The 19,415-nt window shown below is 57.3% G+C and carries 20 protein-coding genes; 15 read left to right on the plus strand and 5 right to left on the minus strand.

Annotated elements, in window-relative coordinates:
- Positions 1 to 61 precede the first annotated feature (61 nt).
- From PTW35_RS00540 to PTW35_RS00560, 5 genes are all read left to right on the plus strand, one after another.
- Entirely contained in the window at positions 62 to 862 is an 801-nt protein-coding gene (locus tag PTW35_RS00540; RefSeq protein ID WP_281026106.1) for a class I SAM-dependent methyltransferase, read from the plus strand.
- 285 nt (positions 863 to 1,147) lie between these two features.
- Positions 1,148 to 2,293 (plus strand): cytochrome c oxidase subunit II, encoded by a 1,146-nt coding sequence (coxB, locus tag PTW35_RS00545; RefSeq protein WP_281026107.1) that lies wholly within the window; start codon positions 1,148 to 1,150, stop codon positions 2,291 to 2,293.
- 14 nt (positions 2,294 to 2,307) lie between these two features.
- Entirely contained in the window at positions 2,308 to 3,918 is a 1,611-nt protein-coding gene (ctaD, locus tag PTW35_RS00550; RefSeq protein WP_281026108.1) for a cytochrome c oxidase subunit I, read from the plus strand.
- 71 nt (positions 3,919 to 3,989) lie between these two features.
- Entirely contained in the window at positions 3,990 to 4,532 is a 543-nt protein-coding gene (locus PTW35_RS00555; RefSeq protein WP_281027408.1) for a cytochrome c oxidase assembly protein, read from the plus strand.
- A 9-nt stretch (positions 4,533 to 4,541) separates the two neighbouring features.
- Positions 4,542 to 5,444, plus strand: a complete 903-nt coding sequence (locus PTW35_RS00560) for a cytochrome c oxidase subunit 3 (RefSeq protein WP_281027409.1) — start codon at positions 4,542 to 4,544, stop codon at positions 5,442 to 5,444.
- A gap of 2 nt (positions 5,445 to 5,446) precedes the next feature.
- Here the strand turns inward: PTW35_RS00560 and PTW35_RS00565 are convergent, their stop codons facing one another.
- Positions 5,447 to 5,653: a DUF2909 domain-containing protein gene (locus PTW35_RS00565; RefSeq protein WP_281026109.1), complete on the minus strand. Its 207-nt coding sequence runs from the start codon at positions 5,651 to 5,653 to the stop codon at positions 5,447 to 5,449.
- 29 nt (positions 5,654 to 5,682) lie between these two features.
- Between PTW35_RS00565 and PTW35_RS00570 the strand changes: the two genes are divergently transcribed.
- The 6 genes from PTW35_RS00570 to PTW35_RS00595 all read left to right on the plus strand — a co-directional run bounded on the left by PTW35_RS00570 (position 5,683) and on the right by PTW35_RS00595 (position 10,945).
- Positions 5,683 to 6,360, plus strand: a complete 678-nt coding sequence (locus tag PTW35_RS00570; RefSeq protein ID WP_281026110.1) for an SURF1 family protein — start codon at positions 5,683 to 5,685, stop codon at positions 6,358 to 6,360.
- Positions 6,357 to 6,905 carry a cytochrome oxidase gene (locus tag PTW35_RS00575; RefSeq protein WP_281026111.1) on the plus strand — a complete coding sequence of 183 codons (549 nt, stop codon included), beginning with the start codon at positions 6,357 to 6,359 and terminating at the stop codon, positions 6,903 to 6,905. The genes PTW35_RS00570 and PTW35_RS00575 overlap by 4 nt, the downstream gene beginning before the upstream one ends.
- Positions 6,906 to 6,917: 12 nt before the next feature.
- Positions 6,918 to 7,961, plus strand: coding sequence for a COX15/CtaA family protein (locus tag PTW35_RS00580; RefSeq protein WP_281026112.1), 1,044 nt, complete (start codon positions 6,918 to 6,920; stop codon positions 7,959 to 7,961).
- Between the two features lie 18 nt (positions 7,962 to 7,979).
- Entirely contained in the window at positions 7,980 to 8,900 is a 921-nt protein-coding gene (cyoE, locus tag PTW35_RS00585; RefSeq protein WP_281026113.1) for a heme o synthase, read from the plus strand.
- Between the two features lie 197 nt (positions 8,901 to 9,097).
- Positions 9,098 to 10,447 carry an MATE family efflux transporter DinF gene (gene dinF / locus PTW35_RS00590; RefSeq protein ID WP_281026114.1) on the plus strand — a complete coding sequence of 450 codons (1,350 nt, stop codon included), beginning with the start codon at positions 9,098 to 9,100 and terminating at the stop codon, positions 10,445 to 10,447.
- A 105-nt stretch (positions 10,448 to 10,552) separates the two neighbouring features.
- Entirely contained in the window at positions 10,553 to 10,945 is a 393-nt protein-coding gene (locus PTW35_RS00595; protein ID WP_281026115.1) for a hypothetical protein, read from the plus strand.
- A gap of 140 nt (positions 10,946 to 11,085) precedes the next feature.
- Here the strand turns inward: PTW35_RS00595 and nfuA are convergent, their stop codons facing one another.
- Together nfuA and PTW35_RS00605 are read right to left on the minus strand one after the other, a co-directional pair.
- Entirely contained in the window at positions 11,086 to 11,664 is a 579-nt protein-coding gene (nfuA, locus tag PTW35_RS00600; protein ID WP_281027410.1) for a Fe-S biogenesis protein NfuA, read from the minus strand.
- A gap of 87 nt (positions 11,665 to 11,751) precedes the next feature.
- Positions 11,752 to 12,486, minus strand: coding sequence for a ComF family protein (locus PTW35_RS00605; protein WP_281026116.1), 735 nt, complete (start codon positions 12,484 to 12,486; stop codon positions 11,752 to 11,754).
- A gap of 36 nt (positions 12,487 to 12,522) precedes the next feature.
- Here PTW35_RS00605 and bioH point away from each other — a divergent pair, with 36 nt between their 5' ends.
- Together bioH and PTW35_RS00615 are read left to right on the plus strand one after the other, a co-directional pair.
- Complete coding sequence (gene bioH, locus PTW35_RS00610; protein WP_281026117.1) at positions 12,523 to 13,287, plus strand: pimeloyl-ACP methyl ester esterase BioH; 765 nt, start codon at positions 12,523 to 12,525, stop codon at positions 13,285 to 13,287.
- Positions 13,288 to 13,469: 182 nt separating this feature from the next.
- Complete coding sequence (locus tag PTW35_RS00615; RefSeq protein ID WP_281026118.1) at positions 13,470 to 13,931, plus strand: ATP-dependent Lon protease; 462 nt, start codon at positions 13,470 to 13,472, stop codon at positions 13,929 to 13,931.
- A 104-nt stretch (positions 13,932 to 14,035) separates the two neighbouring features.
- Here PTW35_RS00615 and PTW35_RS00620 read toward each other — a convergent pair whose 3' ends face one another.
- Both PTW35_RS00620 and greB read right to left on the minus strand, forming a co-directional pair.
- Complete coding sequence (locus PTW35_RS00620; RefSeq protein WP_281026119.1) at positions 14,036 to 16,372, minus strand: Tex family protein; 2,337 nt, start codon at positions 16,370 to 16,372, stop codon at positions 14,036 to 14,038.
- 114 nt (positions 16,373 to 16,486) lie between these two features.
- Positions 16,487 to 16,957 (minus strand): transcription elongation factor GreB, encoded by a 471-nt coding sequence (gene greB / locus PTW35_RS00625; RefSeq protein ID WP_281026120.1) that lies wholly within the window; start codon positions 16,955 to 16,957, stop codon positions 16,487 to 16,489.
- Between the two features lie 328 nt (positions 16,958 to 17,285).
- Here greB and ompR point away from each other — a divergent pair, with 328 nt between their 5' ends.
- Positions 17,286 to 18,005: a two-component system response regulator OmpR gene (ompR, locus tag PTW35_RS00630; RefSeq protein ID WP_039457175.1), complete on the plus strand. Its 720-nt coding sequence runs from the start codon at positions 17,286 to 17,288 to the stop codon at positions 18,003 to 18,005.
- A 3-nt stretch (positions 18,006 to 18,008) separates the two neighbouring features.
- A complete protein-coding gene (gene envZ, locus PTW35_RS00635; protein WP_281026121.1) occupies positions 18,009 to 19,358 on the plus strand; it encodes a two-component system sensor histidine kinase EnvZ in 1,350 nt (449 codons plus the stop codon).
- Positions 19,359 to 19,415: the final 57 nt, after the last annotated feature.

Consider the following 19,415-nt stretch of genomic DNA (forward strand, 5'->3'; position numbering starts at 1 on the left):
TTACCCCTTTACAACTGGTAATGATAGTCATTATCATCTCTGTATTCAAAAGGAGATGATAATGACCGATACCGTCCGCCACGATATTCCCGCCGATCTCCTCCAGCCGCTTTGGCTCCGAAGCCGTGAAAGCCTGGCTGATGATCGCCTGATTTATGATCCCGTTGCTGCTGCGGCCTGCACGCACTGCAGCCTCAAGCCCGAATGCCTCGAAGGTAATGTCTCCCAGCAGCAGCTGCTGCACGCCAGCCTGACACTCATTTGCGACCGCCAGATCCAGCAATTCCTCCGCCGCCATCCTGATGGGCGGATCATCAGCCTTGGCAGTGGGCTCGATACGCGCTTTTACCGGGTTGATAACGGCCGCTGCCGTTGGTTTGATGTCGATGTCGGTGAGAACTTGTTGTGGCGACAGCGTCTGTTCCATCGCAGCGAGCGCTATCGGATGTTCCCCGGGTCAACCACTGATCTGTCCTGGCTCCAGGCCTTGCCATCAATGCCTGGGGTGCCGGTAATGGTGCTGTGCGATCATGCCTTGCTGGCAGCCAGCGAGTCCGAGCTGGCCCATGTGGTCCAGTCGCTGGCGTGTCACTTTGGTCGGTTCGAGCTGTGCTTGGTGCTGGCGGGTGATCTTTGCCAGTCGCCGCTAGCGGGCAAAATGGGAATAGATAAACCTTATCGCCATGCCCTGCGAGACCCACGTCGCACGTTGCTGCAGTGGGTGCCCTGGGCGACGGCTGTTGGGCGGTACAGCCCGATGGACACCGGCTGCTCCAGATGGCGGCCCTGGCAGCGCTGGTTGGCACGGCTCCCTGGATTGAAATTCCGGATGTTGCCGGTATTGCTGCATATTCGTCTGTAATTCCCAGAACTGGCATTGGAATGCTGCTACTTTGCTCCCCATTAATGTCCTGCATGCAATATGCCAGTTTGTTTTTTCTCCTTTTTTTCTGCCCAATTTTTTTTGCGCAATCTGACGATCCTGTCCTAAGTTAAAATGTAAACAAACTGTTAACCATGTAACGGCAGATGACAACGTATCTGTACAGTATGCAGGGATGACTCTGAGTCATTTTGCGCTACCCCCACTAAAGCGGTTGTGTTGAGGGGGGGCTTTGATAGGAAAAGGATAGGAGGGAGCCGGGTGATGATTCGCCATTTGATGTGCTATCTGTTTGTTCTGCTGACACTGCCAGCACAGGCAGAAGTTCAACCCATGCCACTGAACATGACCCAGGGGGTGACTGAGGTCAGCCAGCGGGTATTTGATCTCCACATGACGATTTTCTACATTTGTGTGGCGATCGGCCTGGTGGTCTTCGGGGTGATGTTCTGGTCTATCATCCATCACCGCAAGTCCAAGGGAGCGGTAGCCGCTTCTTTTCACGAGAGTACCAAAGTCGAAATCCTCTGGACGGTGATCCCGTTCGTTATCCTCATCATCATGGCGGTCCCGGCCACCAAAACCTTGCTGGCGATGGAAGATACCTCCCAGCCAGACATGACCATCCAAGTTACCGGCTCACAATGGAAATGGCACTACCGCTATTTCGATGAAGACGTTGAGTTCTTTTCCCTGCTGGCGACCAGCCCAGCCCATATCGCCAACGAACGCGAAAAGCGCAGCAACTACCTGTTGGAAGTTGATCGCCCTCTGGTACTGCCCGTCGGCAAGAAAGTCCGTTTCCTCATTACCTCGCAGGATGTTATCCACTCTTGGTGGGTTCCGGATTTTGCGGTGAAGAAAGATGCCAATCCTGGCTTTATCAACGAAGCCTGGACCCGGATTGATCAACCCGGCGTATACCGCGGCCAGTGTGCCGAACTGTGCGGCAAGGACCACGGCTTTATGCCGGTGGTGGTGATTGCCAAGCCGCAGGCGGAATACGAGGAGTGGCTGCAAACCACCAAGATTGCCCAGCAACAGGCCCGGGAAGAAGAGCAGCGGCTGCTGGCCATGCAGATGGACTTGGACGAGCTGATGATCTTGGGCGAACAGGTCTACAACACCCGCTGCGCCATGTGCCACCAGGCCAATGGTCAGGGGATCCCCGGGGCCTTCCCGGCGCTGGCAGGCCAAGGGTTATCGGTTGATCCCAGTGCCAAGCTCGAACACATCAGTATTGTGGTCCATGGCAAGCAGGGAACGGCTATGCAGGCCTTCGGACCGCAGTTGAGCCTCAAAGAGTTGGCGGCAGTGATCACCTATGAGCGCAACGCCTGGGATAACAACACCGGAGACACCGTGCAGGCTGCCGAAGTGCAGGCTGTGATGGACGGTCAGGATCTATAAGGGAGAGAGTGACGATGACGGATATGTTGCGTGAGCAGACCGAGGTCGAGGACACCCAGACCGAGCAGCATGAGCATCACGAGCACCACCAGACCGGTCTCAAGCGCTGGCTGTTTACCACTAACCACAAGGATATCGGCTCGCTGTATCTGATGTTCAGCTTTGCCATGTTCCTGATTGGCGGGGCCATGGCGATGGTGATCCGGGCGGAGCTGTTCCAGCCCGGGCTGCAGCTGGTCGACCCTAACTTTTTTAACCAGATGACCACAGTTCATGGCCTTATCATGGTATTTGGCGCCGTGATGCCGGCCTTTACCGGCCTGGCCAACTGGATGGTGCCGCTGATGATCGGCGCGCCGGATATGGCCCTGCCGCGGATGAACAACTGGAGCTTCTGGATCCTGCCGTTTGCGTTCACCATGCTGTTGGCCTCGCTGTTCATGGAGGGCGGCGGTCCCAACTTTGGCTGGACCTTCTACGCGCCGCTGTCGACCACCTTCAGCCCGGAGAGTACCGGCCTGTTTGTGTTTGCGATCCATATTATGGGGATCAGCTCGATTATGGGGGCGATCAATGTGATTGTGACCATCGTCAACATGCGCGCGCCGGGTATGACCTACATGAAGATGCCGCTGTTTGTCTGGACCTGGCTGATCACCGCGTTCCTGCTGATTGCCGTGATGCCGGTCTTGGCCGGGGCGGTCACTATGGTGCTGACCGACAAGTACTTCGGTACCAGTTTCTTCGATGCCGCCGGCGGGGGCGATCCGGTGATGTTCCAGCATATCTTCTGGTTCTTCGGCCACCCGGAAGTATATATCATGATTTTGCCTAGTTTCGGTATCATTTCGGCGATTATCCCTGCTTTTTCCCGCAAGAAGCTGTTTGGCTACAGTTCTATGGTCTACGCCACCGCGTCGATTGCTGGGCTGAGCTTCCTGGTATGGGCCCACCATATGTTCACCACCGGGATGCCGGTCGCCGCCGAGCTGTTCTTCATGTACTGCACCATGCTGATCTCGGTGCCGACCGGGGTGAAGGTATTCAATTGGGTGGCGACCATGTGGCGCGGCTCACTGACCTTCGAAGTGCCGATGCTGTTTGCCATTGCTTTTATCGTGCTGTTTACCATCGGCGGTTTCTCCGGCCTGATGCTGGCGATAACCCCGGCCGACTTCCAGTACCACGATACTTACTTCGTGGTGGCTCACTTCCATTATGTGCTGGTCTCGGGGGCGATTTTCTCCATCATGGCCGCGGCTTACTACTGGCTGCCGAAATGGACCGGGCATATGTTTGACGAGAAGCTGGCCAAGTGGCATTTCTGGTGCTCGATCATTTCGGTCAATATCTTATTTTTTCCGATGCATTTCCTCGGCCTGGCCGGGATGCCGCGCCGGATCCCCGATTACGCACTGCAGTTTGCAGATATCAATGCGGTGGTCAGTGTCGGCGGGTTCCTGTTCGGCTTGTCCCAGCTGATATTCCTTGCCGTGGTAATCAAATGTGTTCGCGGCGGGGAGAAAGCTGCGGCCAAGCCGTGGGATGGTGCCGAAGGGCTGGAATGGACGGTGGCCTCGCCGGCTCCGCACCATACGTTCTCGACTCCACCTAAAGTGGATTAAGCGGAGGGTTGGCGATGGATAAGCCCCAGTTTGATCAAGAGCCTGGCAAACAGCCTGCTACCAGCGCAGATATGGCGTCGGGTAAAAAAAAGCAGCGTTCTATCTGGTCTCTGACCCTGATGGCCGTTGCGATGTTCGGTTTCGCTTTTGCACTGGTGCCGCTGTACGACGTGTTCTGCGATATCACGGGTATCAATGGCAAAACCTCGGATACCCAGGCCGCGGCCAGCGAGCGGGTTGATACCAGCCGCGAGGTGACGGTGGAGTTTGTCTCGTACATCAATCCCGGGGTGCAATGGACGTTCGAGCCGGAGATCAGGCAGTTGGTAGTCAACCCCGGCCAGACCCATACCATCACCTACAAGGCGAAGAACCTGACCGGGCAAGAAACGGTCGGTCAAGCGGTGCCTTCGGTCAGCCCGGGCCTTGGGGCCCGCTACCTCAATAAAATCGAATGCTTCTGTTTCAACCGCCAGCCGCTGGCTGGCGGTGAAACGGCCAGCTTGCCTCTGGTGTTCTATGTCGATCCGGAATTACCGGAGGACATCAACACCCTGACCCTAGCCTATACCCTTTACAACGCCCAGCCGGATGCGCCGGCACAAACGCAATGAGGTTGAATGATGGCGAATCCTTATTCTGAACATGATCAATCGGTGACACCTCCCCACGAGAACTATTATGTGCCCGAGGCCAGCGCCTGGCCGATTGTCGGTGCGATCGCCCTGTTCCTGATCGCCATGGGGGCAGGGGCAACGGTAGGGGATCTTTTCGGCGGCCAGGGGCCTTGGATTCTGCTGGCAGGGGTGGGCTTGCTGCTGATCATGCTGGTGGGCTGGTTCCGGGATGTGATCAGCGAGTCGATGGGCGGACTGTATAGCCGCCAGATGGATCGCTCTTTCCGCCAGGGGATGAGTTGGTTCATCTTCTCCGAGGTGATGTTCTTCGCTGCCTTCTTCGGCGCCCTGTTCTACGCCCGGATGATAGCGGTGCCTTGGTTGGGCGGTGCAGGCAACAACGCGATGACCCATGAGGTATTGTGGCCGGAATTTATCGCCCAGTGGCCTTTGGTGATGACGCCGGGCGGGACGGAAACCACGGCGATGGGGCCGTTGGGCCTGCCGCTCTACAACACCTTGATCCTGCTGACCTCATCGGTGACGGTGCATATTGCCCATACGGCTTTGGAGCAGGATAACCGGCCCAAGCTCAAACTGTTCTTGCTGCTGACCGTGCTGCTCGGCTCGCTGTTTGTCTACCTGCAGGGGGTGGAGTATATCCATGCCTATCAAGATATGGGCCTGACACTGGATGCCGGGATCTATGGCAACACCTTCTTCCTGCTGACCGGTTTCCACGGCCTGCATGTCACGCTAGGGACGCTCATTCTGTTTATTGTGTGGCTGCGAGTACTGCGGGGGCATTTTACCCCAGAGAAGCATTTTGCCTTCCAGGCCGGAGCCTGGTACTGGCACTTTGTCGACGTAGTGTGGCTGGGGCTGTTCGTGTTCGTTTACATCCTGTGAGGCTAGTAGGGCCTCGGGTTAGGGGTGATGTAGCCGCTGGCCAGGGCAATCAGCAGCAGGGCAAACAGGAAGACCGAGAACAGTACCCGGCGCCCCAAGTGGCGAGACATCGGCTGTGCCTGCTTGCCCTGGAGCATTACGGGCAAGGCTCGGAAGAGGTTCAACACGATAAAAACCAACAGGCAAACAATTATAGCTTTCAGCAACATAGAGGTCTCCGGTTAGGGCTGGGTGAATCATGCGTCGGATAGGTTTTATTCTTTTTACTGTGGCTGTGCTGGCGACATTGGTCAAGTTGGGGTTGTGGCAAATGACCCGCGCCCAGGAAAAGGAAAGCCTTGGCCATACGCTGAAGTTTCGCAGCGAGCAGATGTACTACAGCCTGGCCAGTCTGCCGTCGGACCCCCGCTGGTACAGCCTGACCTTAAGGGGGGAGTTCGACCACAGTAAGGCGGTATTGCTGGACAACCAGCTCTACCAGGGGCGGCCGGGATACCATGTGCTGTATCCCTTGGCGACCGATGACGGGTGGGTGCTGGTCAATTTGGGCTGGATTGCCGCGCCGGCCTACCGGGATCAGATCCCGGTGTTGCCCGAGCATCACGGCGAGCTCAGGGTCAGCGGCATTATTGCCCCGCCGTCCGCCCTGCTCGAGCTGGCGCCGGAGGTGATGGGGCAGGGTTACCCCCTGCGGGTCCAGAATATCCGTCCGCAGGCATTGAGTCAGCATATGGGCCTAGACCTGCAGCCCTGGGTGTTGCAGATTGACCCGGGCAGCCCGCTGGCCCTCAACCAGACCTGGGTCCCGGTGGTCATGGGGCCGCAGAAACACTATGCCTATGCGTTGCAATGGTTTTTGATGGCGCTGGCGGTATCCGGCCTCGCTTTTTGGTGGCTGAGAAGGAGCAAATCATGAAGAAACAAGGAACGTTGCTGTTACTGCTGGCGGCCTTTGCGTTGCCGGCGATCCTGGCCAAGCTGGTGTTGGATCTCAACTGGTACCAGGGCGGGGTGACTAACCGTGGTGAGTTGCTGGCATCGCCCATGGCTTCGGAGTGGCTGGGCCAGAGTAAGCAATGGCAGCTGATTTACCTGCTGCCCCAGCAATGCGATGAGTTGTGCCAGGGGGCCTTGTTCAATCTGCGCCAAGTCCCGCAGGCCGTGGGGGCGGAGCAGGACCGGCTGAGCAGCGTCCTGCTGATAGACGGCGACACGCTCGACGAGCAGCCTGCCGATGTCAAAAAGCAGCTGGCTGGCATCGAGCAGCGGGAGGTGCCGAAGAATGTGGTCAGCCAGCTAAAGACTCTTGAGTACGGTGCTAAGGCGATTTATATCGCCGATCCGCTCGGCAATGTGATGATGGCTTACCCCTTGGTGAAGGGGCAGATGGCGGTATTGGCACAGGGCAAGGATGTGTTGAGGGATCTCAAACGGCTGCTGAAGATTTCCAAAATTGGCTAAGGAGAGCATAGGATGAAACAAGATAACTACCGCACCTGGGTAGCTGTGACCTTCGCTTTGTCACTGTGCGTCATTGCCCTTGGTGCCTACACCCGCCTCACCGAAGCCGGACTGGGCTGTCCGGACTGGCCTGGCTGCTATGGCTTTGCCGGGGTGCCGAAGGGGGACGCCCAGCAGGCGTTGGCCGCTTCTCGTTTTCCTGATGCCCCGCTGGAGGCAGATAAAGCCTGGAACGAAATGCTGCACCGCTATGTTGCCGGTACCCTGGGGCTGATGATTTTGGCACTCAATATCTTGGCGTGGCGCAAGCCAACCCGCCCCAAAGCCCTTCCTTTCATGCTGTTGGCTACGGTTATTTTCCAAGCCCTGCTCGGGATGTGGACCGTCACCATGGATTTGATGCCTGTCGTCGTGATGGGGCATTTATTGGGCGGGTTTACCACCGCCTCCTTACTTTTCTTGCTCTGGCTGCGGCTTGACAGCAGAGCGGTACTACCACAAGTGGAGATTCCCCACAGGGGGCTTCAGGTGTTTGCTGTGTTTGGTCTGCTGGTCGTCATCGGGCAAATCGGACTGGGCGGGTGGACGGCGGCCAACTACGCGGCGGTGGTCTGTACCCAGCTGCCGCTGTGTGAAGTGGACTGGCGGCAGGGGTTCGATACGTCGGCCTTCGCCCTGATCCAGCCCGAGCATGAGACCTACCAATACGGGGTGCTCGATTACCAGCAGCGGGTCACTATCCATGTCACCCACAGAATAGGTGCCATGGTCACCGCAATGACACTGACTGCGCTTGCCTTTTTGCTGTGGCGGCTGCGGGCGCTGAGAGTGGTGGCGACGGTGATGCTCCTGGTGCTGGCGGGGCAAATCGGCCTTGGTATTACCAATATTGTGGCCAGTCTGCCGCTGTCGGTCGCAGTGGCGCATAACGTGACGGGTGTGTTGTTGCTGCTATCGTTGGTGGCGGTCAACCTGCAGGTATATCGGATGCGATTGCAGGGCGCTTGCCCCGGCCAGGTCGCAGCCGGACAGGGAATGGATAAACATGTGGCATAGCCAGAGGAGGGCCAGGGCATGGCAAAGAGTCAGGTTGTAGTCAAAGGGGGCTATAAGCCCCTGTCACCGGGTAGGGTGTGGCAGGATTACCTGACCATGACCAAGCCCAAAGTGGTTGCCATGCTGTTGCTGACAGCATTGGTCGGGATGTGTTTGGCCGTGCCGGGGATCCCGCCGCTCAAAGCGGTGGTGTTCGGTCTGGTGGGGATCGGCCTGCAGTCGGCCGCTGCGGCGGCCTTCAACCATGTACTGGATCGCCGTTTTGATGCCAAGATGGCGAGGACTTACCATCGCCCACTGGCAAAGGGGAGGGTTGAAACCCACAAGGCGGTAGTTTTTGCCTGTGTATTGATGGTCGCCGGGTTTGTGGTGCTGTGGCAGCTCAACGCCCTGACCGCCTGGCTGACTTTCGCCAGCCTGATCGGCTATGCCCTGGTATACACCGTCTGGCTCAAGCATGCCACGCCGCAGAACATTGTGATCGGCGGGCTCGCCGGAGCCGCACCGCCCTTGCTCGGTTGGACCGCCGTCACCGGCGAACTGCACTCCCATGCCCTGCTGCTGGTGATGCTGGTCTTCACCTGGACTCCCCCCCATTTCTGGGCGCTGGCTATCCACCGTCGGGATGACTATGCCAAGGCGGGGATCCCGATGCTGCCGGTCACCCATGGCATCGGGTACACCAAGACCATGGTGCTTCTTTACACCTTGATGCTGGCCTTGGTTGGGTTACTACCTTGGCTAACCGGGATGAGCGGCTGGCTGTACCTGATAGGAAGCAGCGTGCTCAACCTCGGCTTCATCGGCTATGCGCTCAAGCTGAAGTTTGCCGACGAGCCCGGCCATGCATGGGCCACCTTCAAGTATTCGATATGGCATTTGCTGGCACTGTTTGTGGTATTGCTGGCCGATCACTGGTTGGCGGCCCTGCTGATTTAGTGCGTGCCGTATAGCGCTGGCAGGTTTTGGTGCTATTATCGGTTTAACCGTGGCCTGATGATTGGGTTGGGCCGCCGGACCGAATATTCCCATCCTGCAGACTGGGAATTGCCCCTGTGGATTTTGTCCATGGGGGCTTTTTATTTGCCGCTTAACACCAGATAATCGCGGGCTGGAGTCCGAAAGTTGAGGTTGTTGTGCTGCAAGCGTTGCGAGATAGAACATTGCACCGTCAGGTATTTGCCCTGGCACTGCCGATGGTGTTGTCGAATATTACGGTTCCCCTGCTGGGGTTGGTCGATGCGGCTGTGATCGGGCACCTCGAGCACGCCTGGTACCTTGGCGGGGTCGCGGTCGGCGGGACCATGATCAACGTGACTTTCTGGCTGTTGGGCTTCTTGCGGATGGCGACTACCGGGCTTAGCGCCCAGGCCTACGGCGCGTCGGATCGCGAGGCGCAGGCTACGGTCTTTATTCAGGGGCTAGCCCTCGCCTGGCTGATGGCCTTGGTGCTGATTGTGTTCCACCAGCCTGTTGCCGAGCTCATTTTCCACTTCAGCTCGGCCAGCAGTGAAGTGAAAACTTACGCCGAGCAATATTTTTCAATCCGGATTTGGGGCGCGCCGGCGGCACTGGCCAATTTTGTCATCATGGGCTGGCTGCTCGGTACCCAGAATGCCAAGCTGCCGATGTGGCTGCTGATCGTAACCAACTTGGTCAATATCGGTCTGGATGTGTTGTTTGTTCTCGGCTTTGGCTGGAAGGTACAGGGCGCGGCAGCGGCATCGGTACTGGCGGAGTACAGCGGGCTGATAATGGGGCTGTGGTTTGTTTCCTGTCAGTGGCGTAGCCATGCGCTGCCGGCCTTGCGCAGCAAGCTGGGCAGTGTTCGCCAAGGTATCGGCCGCTTGCTCAAGCTCAACCGGGACATCTTCCTGCGCAGTTTATGCCTGCAGTTAACGTTCACCTTCATGACATTTCAGGGAGCCACGCTAGGCGATAATGTGGTGGCTGCCAATGCCGTACTGATGAGCTTTTTGATGCTGGTTTCCTATGCCATGGATGGGTTTGCCTATGCCATGGAGGCGATGGTCGGCAAGGCCATTGGGGCGCGAAATCGTGATGAATTGGGACGCAGCCTTGTGGGTACAACGTTCTGGAGCCTGGTGATCTCACTGGTGCTGACCCTGGTCTTTGCCGTGTTCGGGCGTGACATTATCGCCCTGATTTCGGATATTCCAGCGGTACAGGATGAGGCGGCGCAGTATCTGCCATGGCTGGCCGCCGTCCCGTTGGTTGCCATGTGGTGCTTCTTGCTCGATGGTATTTTCATCGGCGCGACACGCGGGCGTGAGATGCGCAACAGTATGTTCGTTGCCACCTGTTGCTATTTTGCCCTCTGGTGGCTGCTGTCGGGCTTTGGCAACCATGCCCTTTGGGGGGCGATGCTCGGTTTTATGGCGATGCGCGGGGGTGGCCTGGCCGCGATATTTGCTTACCAATGGCAAAAAAATATTTTCCTACAGCCAGCTAATGCAAACAAATAGTTAGGATGAATTGACTTAATTTGCTCACTTTTGCGGCAAAAAAAGCTATCCAGGTACAGCATGATCTGGTTAAAATGCGAGCATTTCTGCCACTTGGAGGAGTAAATGAAAAAAGTAATTCTGGCACTTTTTTTAGCGGTAATGACGATAAGCTGGGTAGCGCCGGCAATGGCCGCTATCCAGGGCAAATCATACAAGGTTACGGCAACAGCCTACAACTCAGTACGGGCCCAGACGAATGCCAACCCGACGATTGCGGCCTGGGGGGATCGGCTCAAACCGGGCATGAAGGCGATTGCGGTTTCGCGGGATTTGCTCGGACAAGGCTTCAAGCGCGGTACCGTGGTCAAGATTTCCGGCCTGCCGGGTGAGTATGTGGTACTGGACAAAATGAACAAGCGATGGCGCAACAAAATTGATATCTACATGGGCCAGGATGTCAAAGCCGCAAGGAACTGGGGCCGTCGCAACGTGACGATTACGGTTGTGAGAGCATAAATAAACGTCAATAACCTGAAAACATAACTGTTCTTCTTGGCAACGCTTAGAACCGCTATTTTTTCAGATTCGAGATACAAAAAAGCGAGTGCCGCAAGGCGCTCGCTTTTTTATGTACTTTTGTTTGGCGGGGCAGCGGATCAGTAGTAAGAGTGCTCGCCACGGGCGTGTTCGGTAACATCACGCACGCCAGTGAGCTCGCCGGCGAACTGGGCCAGTAGCTCTTTTTCGATACCTTCTTTCAAGGTCACGTCAACCATTGAACAGCCGTTACAACCGCCGCCGAACTGCAGGATAGCCACACCGTCTTCAGTGATTTCAGACAGTGATACATGGCCACCGTGGCCAGCTAGCTGTGGGTTAACCTGGGTTTGGATCACATAGTCAACACGCTCCATCAGCGGCGCGTCATCAGACACTTTGCGTACCTTGGCATTCGGTGCTTTAAGCGTTAGCTGCGATCCCATCTTGTCGGTGACAAAATCAATCTCGGCATCTTCAAGGAACGGTAGGCTCAGCTCATCGACGAAAGCCGAGAACAGATCGAATTTGATTTCGGTGTCACTGGCTTCCACGGCTTCCGGTGGACAGTAGGACACGCCGCACTCTGCATTTTGCGTCCCTGGGTTTACCACGAATACACGGATGTTTGTCCCTTCTGGTTGCTGGGCCAGAAGCTTGCCGAAGTGCTGTTGAGCATTCTCAGAAATAGTAATCATAGACACGACGTAATACCTGACTTATTTAGTAAGATTAATTCTATTCTACTCTTTGCTGCCCTTTCTATCACCCATTATTCGCTGCAACTATGATTTCGGCACGGATCTCGGCGATTTTTCTGCAGAATTTTGCGGTGGGGTATAGCTGAGGCAGTAGATATCGATCCGTGCTACGCCGTACTGACGGAGCAGGGCCGCCGCTTCAGCCACGGTGGAGCCAGTCGTAACGACATCATCGACGAGGGCGACATGGGACGGCAGTGAGCGCGGGTTGGCCAGTCTAAATGCTTGTTCGAGGTTATGCTGACGCTGTGCTTTGCTGAGCCGGTGCTGGGGTGGGGTGTAACGCCGGCGCTTGAGCAGCCGGGTGTCAAACTGACTGCCGGTCTGCAGGGCAACGGCCTGGGCGATGAGGCTGCTCTGGTTGAAGCCCCGGTTAAGCCGGCGAAGAGGGTGCAGGGGGATGGGCAGCAATAACGGTGCCGGATCGTCAATCTGCCGTGCCAACAGTTCGCCCAAGGGCTGGGCCAGCCAGAACTTGCGTTGGAATTTGAGCTGGTGGATCAGCTGGCGCAGCGGGAATTGGTATTCGCCGGCGCGGTAGAAGCGCTGCCAGGGCTTGGCGTGGCCCAGGCACTGGCCACAGTGGCTGGCGGATGCCACTAGGGTGTTGCCACAATGGTGGCAGTAGGGCGGGCACGGAAAGCGGGCAAGGCAATGGTTGCACCATAAGGGATGGCTACCGTCAGCGGGCAGCTGACAAAGTTGGCAGCGATGGTAGCGGCGGAGAAAGTTGGTGAATTGGGTGAATAGCGATACCATCCGTGTCATCCCGAGGCGTAAATACAGGAAATATAGATGACAGCACAGCTTCACTGGCAAACGGAAGGACAAGGTTCCGATCTACTTCTCATTCATGGCTGGGGAATGAACGGTGCCGTGTGGCAGCAGGTATTGCCGGAGCTTACCCAGCATTACCGGGTGCATGTGGTTGATCTGCCTGGTTACGGCCACAGCCGGCATCACCCGGCTGTCGATGTCGACGAGATGGCCAATATGCTACTGGCGCAAGCGCCGGAGCAGGCGATTTGGCTCGGCTGGTCGCTGGGCGGCTTGGTCGCGACAACAGCTGCGTTGCAGGCTCCGGGCAGGGTACAGAAACTGGTGACCGTGGCGAGCTCACCACGGTTTGCAGCCGAAAAGACCTGGCGGGGGATCAAACCTGAGGTGCTGGACGATTTCCGCCGCCAGCTTGATCTGGATTTCAGGGCCACCATCGAACGTTTTATGGCCTTGCAGGCAATGGGGAGCCGGACTGCAAGGCAGGATATCCGCCAACTCAAGGAGGCGGTGCTGTCCCGTCCCGAACCCAACCCAGCCGCGTTGGCGCTGGGGCTGGATATCTTGGCCCGGGTCGATTTGCGCCCCGAACTGGCGGCGGTCTCGCAGCCGTGGCTGCGGCTTTATGGCCGGCTCGATGGTTTGGTGCCGGCGAAGGTCGCCCGCGATCTTGACTCGCTCGCCCCGCAGTCGCAGCAACATGTATTTGCTGCCGCTTCCCATGCGCCGTTTATTTCCCATCCTGATGAATTTATCGATACGCTAAAAGCGTTTACGGGTTAATATGAGTACAGCCTGTCAAGCACGAGCGCAGAGTGAGCGGGCTAAACTTTTCCGCGCTTAAGCCGATAGCAAAGTAAAGACGCGGACTTATGAGGCTGTTACTGGTTTTGTTGCGATGGTGGAAAGGGGAAACCAACATGACAATCGGCACCAAGCGTAGTGGGTAGGAGAGAGGCTCCGATATGCTAGTCACTCCCGTACAGGTGGGCGCGCCAGCCGTTGCCCCGACGATTAACCCGCCGACCGAGCAAACTGCGCGGGATAACCGTGTACGTGAAAAAATCGTCCCCCCCACAGAAATGCAATCCTCGGCCCGTGAGCGTGCACTGAGCAGTGAAGAGAAGCAGCTCAAGAAGCCATCCTGGGATCCCTCCGAACACCCCGACTACCAGCATCCGGCCGTGGAAGAGAAACACTACGGCTACCAGGAAGCGATGGAAAGGCTGGTCAAAGCCCTGTCGGCAGATAGCTATATGGCGGATGCCAGTGATCTGGGCTATTCGATGCACATCAAGCTGCCGCGCGAGTTGCTCGAGGCGCTGGAGCAAATCAGCCAGTCCGAGCGCACCAAGGGGGTGGTAGCCCACAAGTATGCCCAGGCCACGGTGCCCAACCCGCCGACCGAGTACTTGGTGGTGCTTTAAAAAGCTGGTGCTATGGTACAGAACCACAGAACCACAGAACCACAGAACCAAAAAAAGAGCCGGCTTTAATGCCGGCTCTTTTTGCTTATTGGCCTATTGGCGCTTTACTTCTTCTTCGCGTTGGCAAACGCGGCGGCAAAGGCACCACCCATCGCGCTGTTGCCGTTGCCCGACTGGCGGTCTTGGCGCTGGCGTGATTGTTGGTTGCGCTGGTTGCCCTGAGGACGGGGTTGCTGCGGCTTGCGGGCCGGCTTGCTGTCCTGGCCTGGCTCGTCGCTCAGGCGCATCGACATCCCGATCCGGTTGCGCTGCAGATCCACTTCCATCACCTTGACCTTGACGATATCACCGGCCTTGACCACTTCGCGCGGGTCAGACACGAACTTGTCCGACAGGGCAGAGATATGCACCAGGCCGTCCTGGTGGACACCGACATCGACGAAGGCGCCGAAGTTGGTGACGTTGGTGATCACCCCCTCCAGCACCATGCCCGGGATCAGATCCTTGACCTCGTTGACCCCTTCGGCGAAGGTGGCGGTCTTGAATTCCGGACGCGGGTCGCGGCCCGGTTTGTCGAGCTCGCTGATGATGTCGGTTACCGTCGGCAGGCCGAATTTGTCATCGGTATAGTCAACAGCCTTTAAGCTGCGCAGGAACTCGGTGTTGCCAATGATGGCCTCGAGCGCCTTGTCGTTGGCAGCGGCGATGCTCTTGACCACGGCGTAGGATTCCGGGTGGACCGCCGAGCTATCGAGCGGGTTCTTGCCGCCCATGATACGCAGGAAGCCGGCACACTGCTCGAAGGCCTTCGGCCCGAGGCGCGCGACTTTCTTCAGCGTAGTGCGGCTGTCGAAGCGGCCGTTCTCATCGCGGTAGTTCACGATGTTCTGGGCAATAGTGCCATTCAGGCCGGCGACGCGGGTCAGCAGGGCCGGCGAGGCGGTATTCACATCGACACCGACGGCGTTCACGCAGTCCTCGACCACGGCATCCAGGCGCTTGGCCAGCATGCTCTGGCTGACATCGTGCTGGTACTGGCCGACACCGATGGATTTCGGATCGATCTTCACCAGTTCGGCTAACGGGTCTTGCAGGCGGCGGCCGATAGACACGGCACCGCGCAGCGATACATCCAGCTGCGGGAATTCGTTGGCGGCCAGCTCGGAGGCCGAGTACACCGATGCGCCGGCTTCGCTGACCATCACGCTCTGGATCTTGAGGTTGTTGTCCTTGAGCAGGCTGGCCACAAAGCTGTCTGTTTCACGTGAAGCAGTGCCGTTACCGATCGCAATCAAATCGACGTTGTGCTTGTTCAGCAGGGCCAACAAGGAGGCCTCGGCTTCCGCGACGCGGGCACGGGCGGTATGCGGGTAGATAGTGGCCGTATCGAGCAGCTTGCCGGTGGCATCGACTACCGCCACCTTGCAGCCGGTACGTAGACCGGGATCCAGTGCCAGCGTGACACGAGGACCCGCAGGCGCAGCCATCAGCAAATCTTTGAGGTTGTCGGCAAACACCTGCATCGCGCCGTCTTCGGCTTTTTCCCTCAGTGCCGCCATCAGTTCGGTTTCCAGGTGCATGGCAATCTTGATGCGCCATGCCCAGCTGATCACTTGCTTGCGCCAGATATCGGCCGGTTGGCTGCCCAGCGTCACACCGAGGTGGTCGGCAATCATGACTTCGCAGTAGGAGCCGCGCACGCCTTCTTCCTGGTTAGGATCGGCATTGAGGCTGATCTGCAGGATGCCTTCGTTACGGCCTCGGAACAGGGCGAGGGCTCGGTGGGAAGGAATATTCTTGAATGCTTCGTTGTACTCGAAGTAGTCCTTGAATTTGGCTCCTTCCAGCTCCTTGCCCTCAACCACGCGCGAGGTCAGCTCGGCCTGGGATTGCAGGTGGCGGCGGATTTTTTCCAGCAGGGTGGCGTCTTCGGCAAAGCGCTCCATCAAGATGGCGCGGGCACCGTCGAGCACTGCTTTGGCATCGGCAAAGCCCTTGTCGGCATCGACATAGGCGGCCGCGCTGTGCTCCGGCGTTTGGCTCGGATCGCTCCATAACGAGTCGGCCAGTGGCTCAATACCGGCCTCGATGGCGATCTGCCCTTTGGTACGGCGCTTGGGCTTGTAGGGCAGATAGAGATCTTCCAGGCGGGTTTTGCTGTCGGCATCCTTGATGGCTGCTTCGAGCTCGGCGGTCAGCTTGCCCTGTTCGGAAATGGATTTGATGATCACCTGGCGGCGGTCTTCGAGCTCGCGCAGGTAGCCAAGGCGAGACTCTAGGGTGCGGAGCTGGGTATCATCCAGCCCGCCGGTCACTTCCTTACGGTAACGGGCCACGAAAGGCACGGTATTACCGTCATCGAGCAAAGTGATTGCGGCTGTGACTTGTTCCTGGCGAACATTCAGCTCGTTGGCAATCATCTGGTTGATCGTATTGCTCATCCGTTCATTTCTCTTTGTTGTCTGGTATGGGCCCATTCTACGGGCGATTGGGGTGCAGGCAAGGCATTGCGTGTTAACGATCTGTCAGTATCTGACAGTGCTATCAAACTGCAACTATTGGTAGCGGATGCTGTTGACAAACCACTCTTTTTTGCCCGCGGGCGTATTCACTTCGACCTCGTCATCGACCTCTTTTTTCAGCAGGGCTCGGGCCATGGGCGAGTCAATCGAGATGTAGTCGTTGCGGCCGTAGATTTCATCCGGGCCGACGATACGGAAGGCTTTGGTCTCTCCCTCATCGTTTTCAATTTCGACCCAGGCCCCGAAGAAGATCTTGCCGTCTTGCTGCGGCGAGTAGTCTACCACCTGTACTTGTTCGAGGCGCTTGCGCAGGTAGCGGACCCGGCGGTCTATTTCGCGCAGGCGTTTTTTGTTGTACTGGTAATCGGCATTTTCGCTGCGGTCGCCAAGGCTGGCTGCCCAGGTCACTTTTTTGGTGACTTCGGGGCGCTCTTCTTTCCACAGAAAGTCGAGTTCTTGCTTGAGCTTGTCATAGCCCTCGCGGGTAATGAGGTTGGTTTTCATTGCAGGATCCGGTGTCTGTCGGGTTGCTGAACGCTGAATGTCTCAGTTGCTGACCATAGTCGTCCGGGACGGGGTACAGATCAAGTCTCAGCCACCCAGAATGCGTATTGTTTTGGATAGTTCATTGAATTTAGGTTAGTTTAAAAGGTAGGTAAACAATCAATATTGTTCACCTTCCGGACAAAAGCTCCCCACAAACGGGCAGCTCTGACATAAACGGTAACAATTTAGTGGTTATTTTAGCGGCAAATTTCAGCTAACCGCTGGGTACGTCGAGTAAAATACGCCCAAAGCACGATAACTTTGGTCGATGCAAGTAAGGTGAGATATGCAGGAAAATTATAAGATTCTGGTTGTTGATGATGACATGCGTCTGCGTGCGCTGCTGGAACGTTACCTCTCTGAGCAGGGCTTCCAAGTGCGTAGCGTGGCCAACGGTGAGCAAATGGACCGCTTATTGTCCCGTGAAACTTTCCACCTGATGGTATTGGATTTGATGCTGCCGGGTGAAGATGGCCTCTCGATTTGCCGCCGTTTGCGTAATGCCAACAACATGCTGCCGATCCTGATGCTGACCGCCAAGGGCGACGAAGTCGATCGCATCGTCGGTTTGGAAGTCGGTGCCGACGACTACCTGCCTAAGCCATTCAACCCACGCGAGCTGCTGGCCCGTATCCGAGCCGTACTGCGCCGCCAGACGGTTGAAGCTCCGGGTGCGCCGAGTGTCGACAGCAAGATCATCGAGTTCGGCGAGTTCCGCCTGAACCTAGGTACTCGCGAAATGTTCCGTGGCGAAGAATCGATGCCTCTGACCTCGGGTGAGTTTGCGGTATTGAAGGCGCTTGTAACCAATGCCCGTGAGCCGATGTCCCGTGACAAGCTGATGAACATGGCCCGTGGCCGTGAGTATTCGGCGATGGAGCGTTCGATTGACGTTCAGATCTCGCGTCTGCGCCGGATGATTGAAGAAGATCCTAGCCGCCCGCGCTATATCCAGACCGTGTGGGGACTGGGCTACGTATTCGTACCGGACGGCAGCGAGGCGTAAGCCATGCGACTGTCACCACGCAGTACCTTTACCCGGACACTGATCCTTCTGGCTGGCTTGCTGATAGCCAGCCAGATTTTCTCTTACCTGGCGGTACTCAACTACGCCTTGCTGCCGAGTTTGCAGCAGTTCAACCGGATCCTTGCCTACGAGGTGCGGTTGATGCTCAAGGAAGATGTTGAGCTGGCCGATGGCAATACCTTCCATCTCGATACTCCGCTGCGCCGCCAGTTGCTCGAGCAACTGGGCGTGACCCTGCATGCCGAGGACGGGACCGATCCGGTCCATGACGATGAACTGCAGGAGTTTACCAAAGCGACGGTGATCGAGTACCTCAGCGAGGAGATGACCCAGGAGCTCGAGTCGCCGACGGAAGTCCGTCTGGTGCTGGGAGCCGACAGTTATGTCCTGTGGCTGAAAAGCGAGTCGATACCCGGCTACCTGATGCGGATCCCGCTCTCCGAGTTGCAGGAAGATGACTTCTCGCCGCTGTTCCACTATAGCCTGATCATCGCCTTCATGGTGATTGCAGGCGGTTGGCTGTTTATCCGGATCCAGAACCGTCCGCTGGTGGCCCTGGAGCAAGCAGCCCTTCAGGTGGCAAAGGGCGAGACGCCGCCGGTGCTGCCGGAGCGAGGGGCATCGGAGATCCGGGCGGTGACCAAGGCGTTCAACCGCATGTCGGCCGGCATCAAGCAACTGGAAGATGACCGGGCCCTGCTGATGGCCGGTGTGAGCCACGACTTGCGCACGCCGCTGACCCGCATCCGCCTGGCCACAGAAATGATGTCGCCGGAAGACAGCTACTTGGCCGAGAGCATGATCAATGATACCGAAGAGTGTAACGAGATCATCAGCCAGTTTATGGACTACCTCAAGTCGACCAAGAAGCAGGCGGAAGAAGAACTCGAGCTTAACTACTTGCTGGAAGAAGTGGCTGAAGCCGAAGGGGGCTACGAGCGCCAGGTTGATTTGGATCTGTCTGACATTCCGGGGGTGATTGTCGGCAACGGGGTATCTATCAAGCGCTCTATCACCAACCTGGTGGTCAATGCCCAGCGCTACGGCAATGGCCTGGTCAAGATTTCCAGCGGTACAGCAGCCGATCGCAAGAGTGCCTGGTTCTGCGTCGAGGATGATGGTCCGGGTATAGAGCCTGATCAGGTGGCGAAGATGTTCCAGCCACTGACGCGGGGTGATACTGCCCGCGGGACGGATACCGAAGGCACCGGCTTGGGGCTGGCGATTGTCAAACGTATTATCGACCAGCACGAAGGGGTCATTCAGGTCTCCAACCGCCGCGAGGGTGGCCTGCGGGTGCAGATAAGCTTGCCGTTGCACACCAGGAAGTAGCGGCTAAGGTCGCTTCTGCAATGATAAAAAAGCGAGGATTTCCTCGCTTTTTTATTG

This window comes from Photobacterium sp. DA100, from assembly GCF_029223585.1.
Taxonomy (GTDB): Bacteria; Pseudomonadota; Gammaproteobacteria; order Enterobacterales; family Vibrionaceae; genus Photobacterium.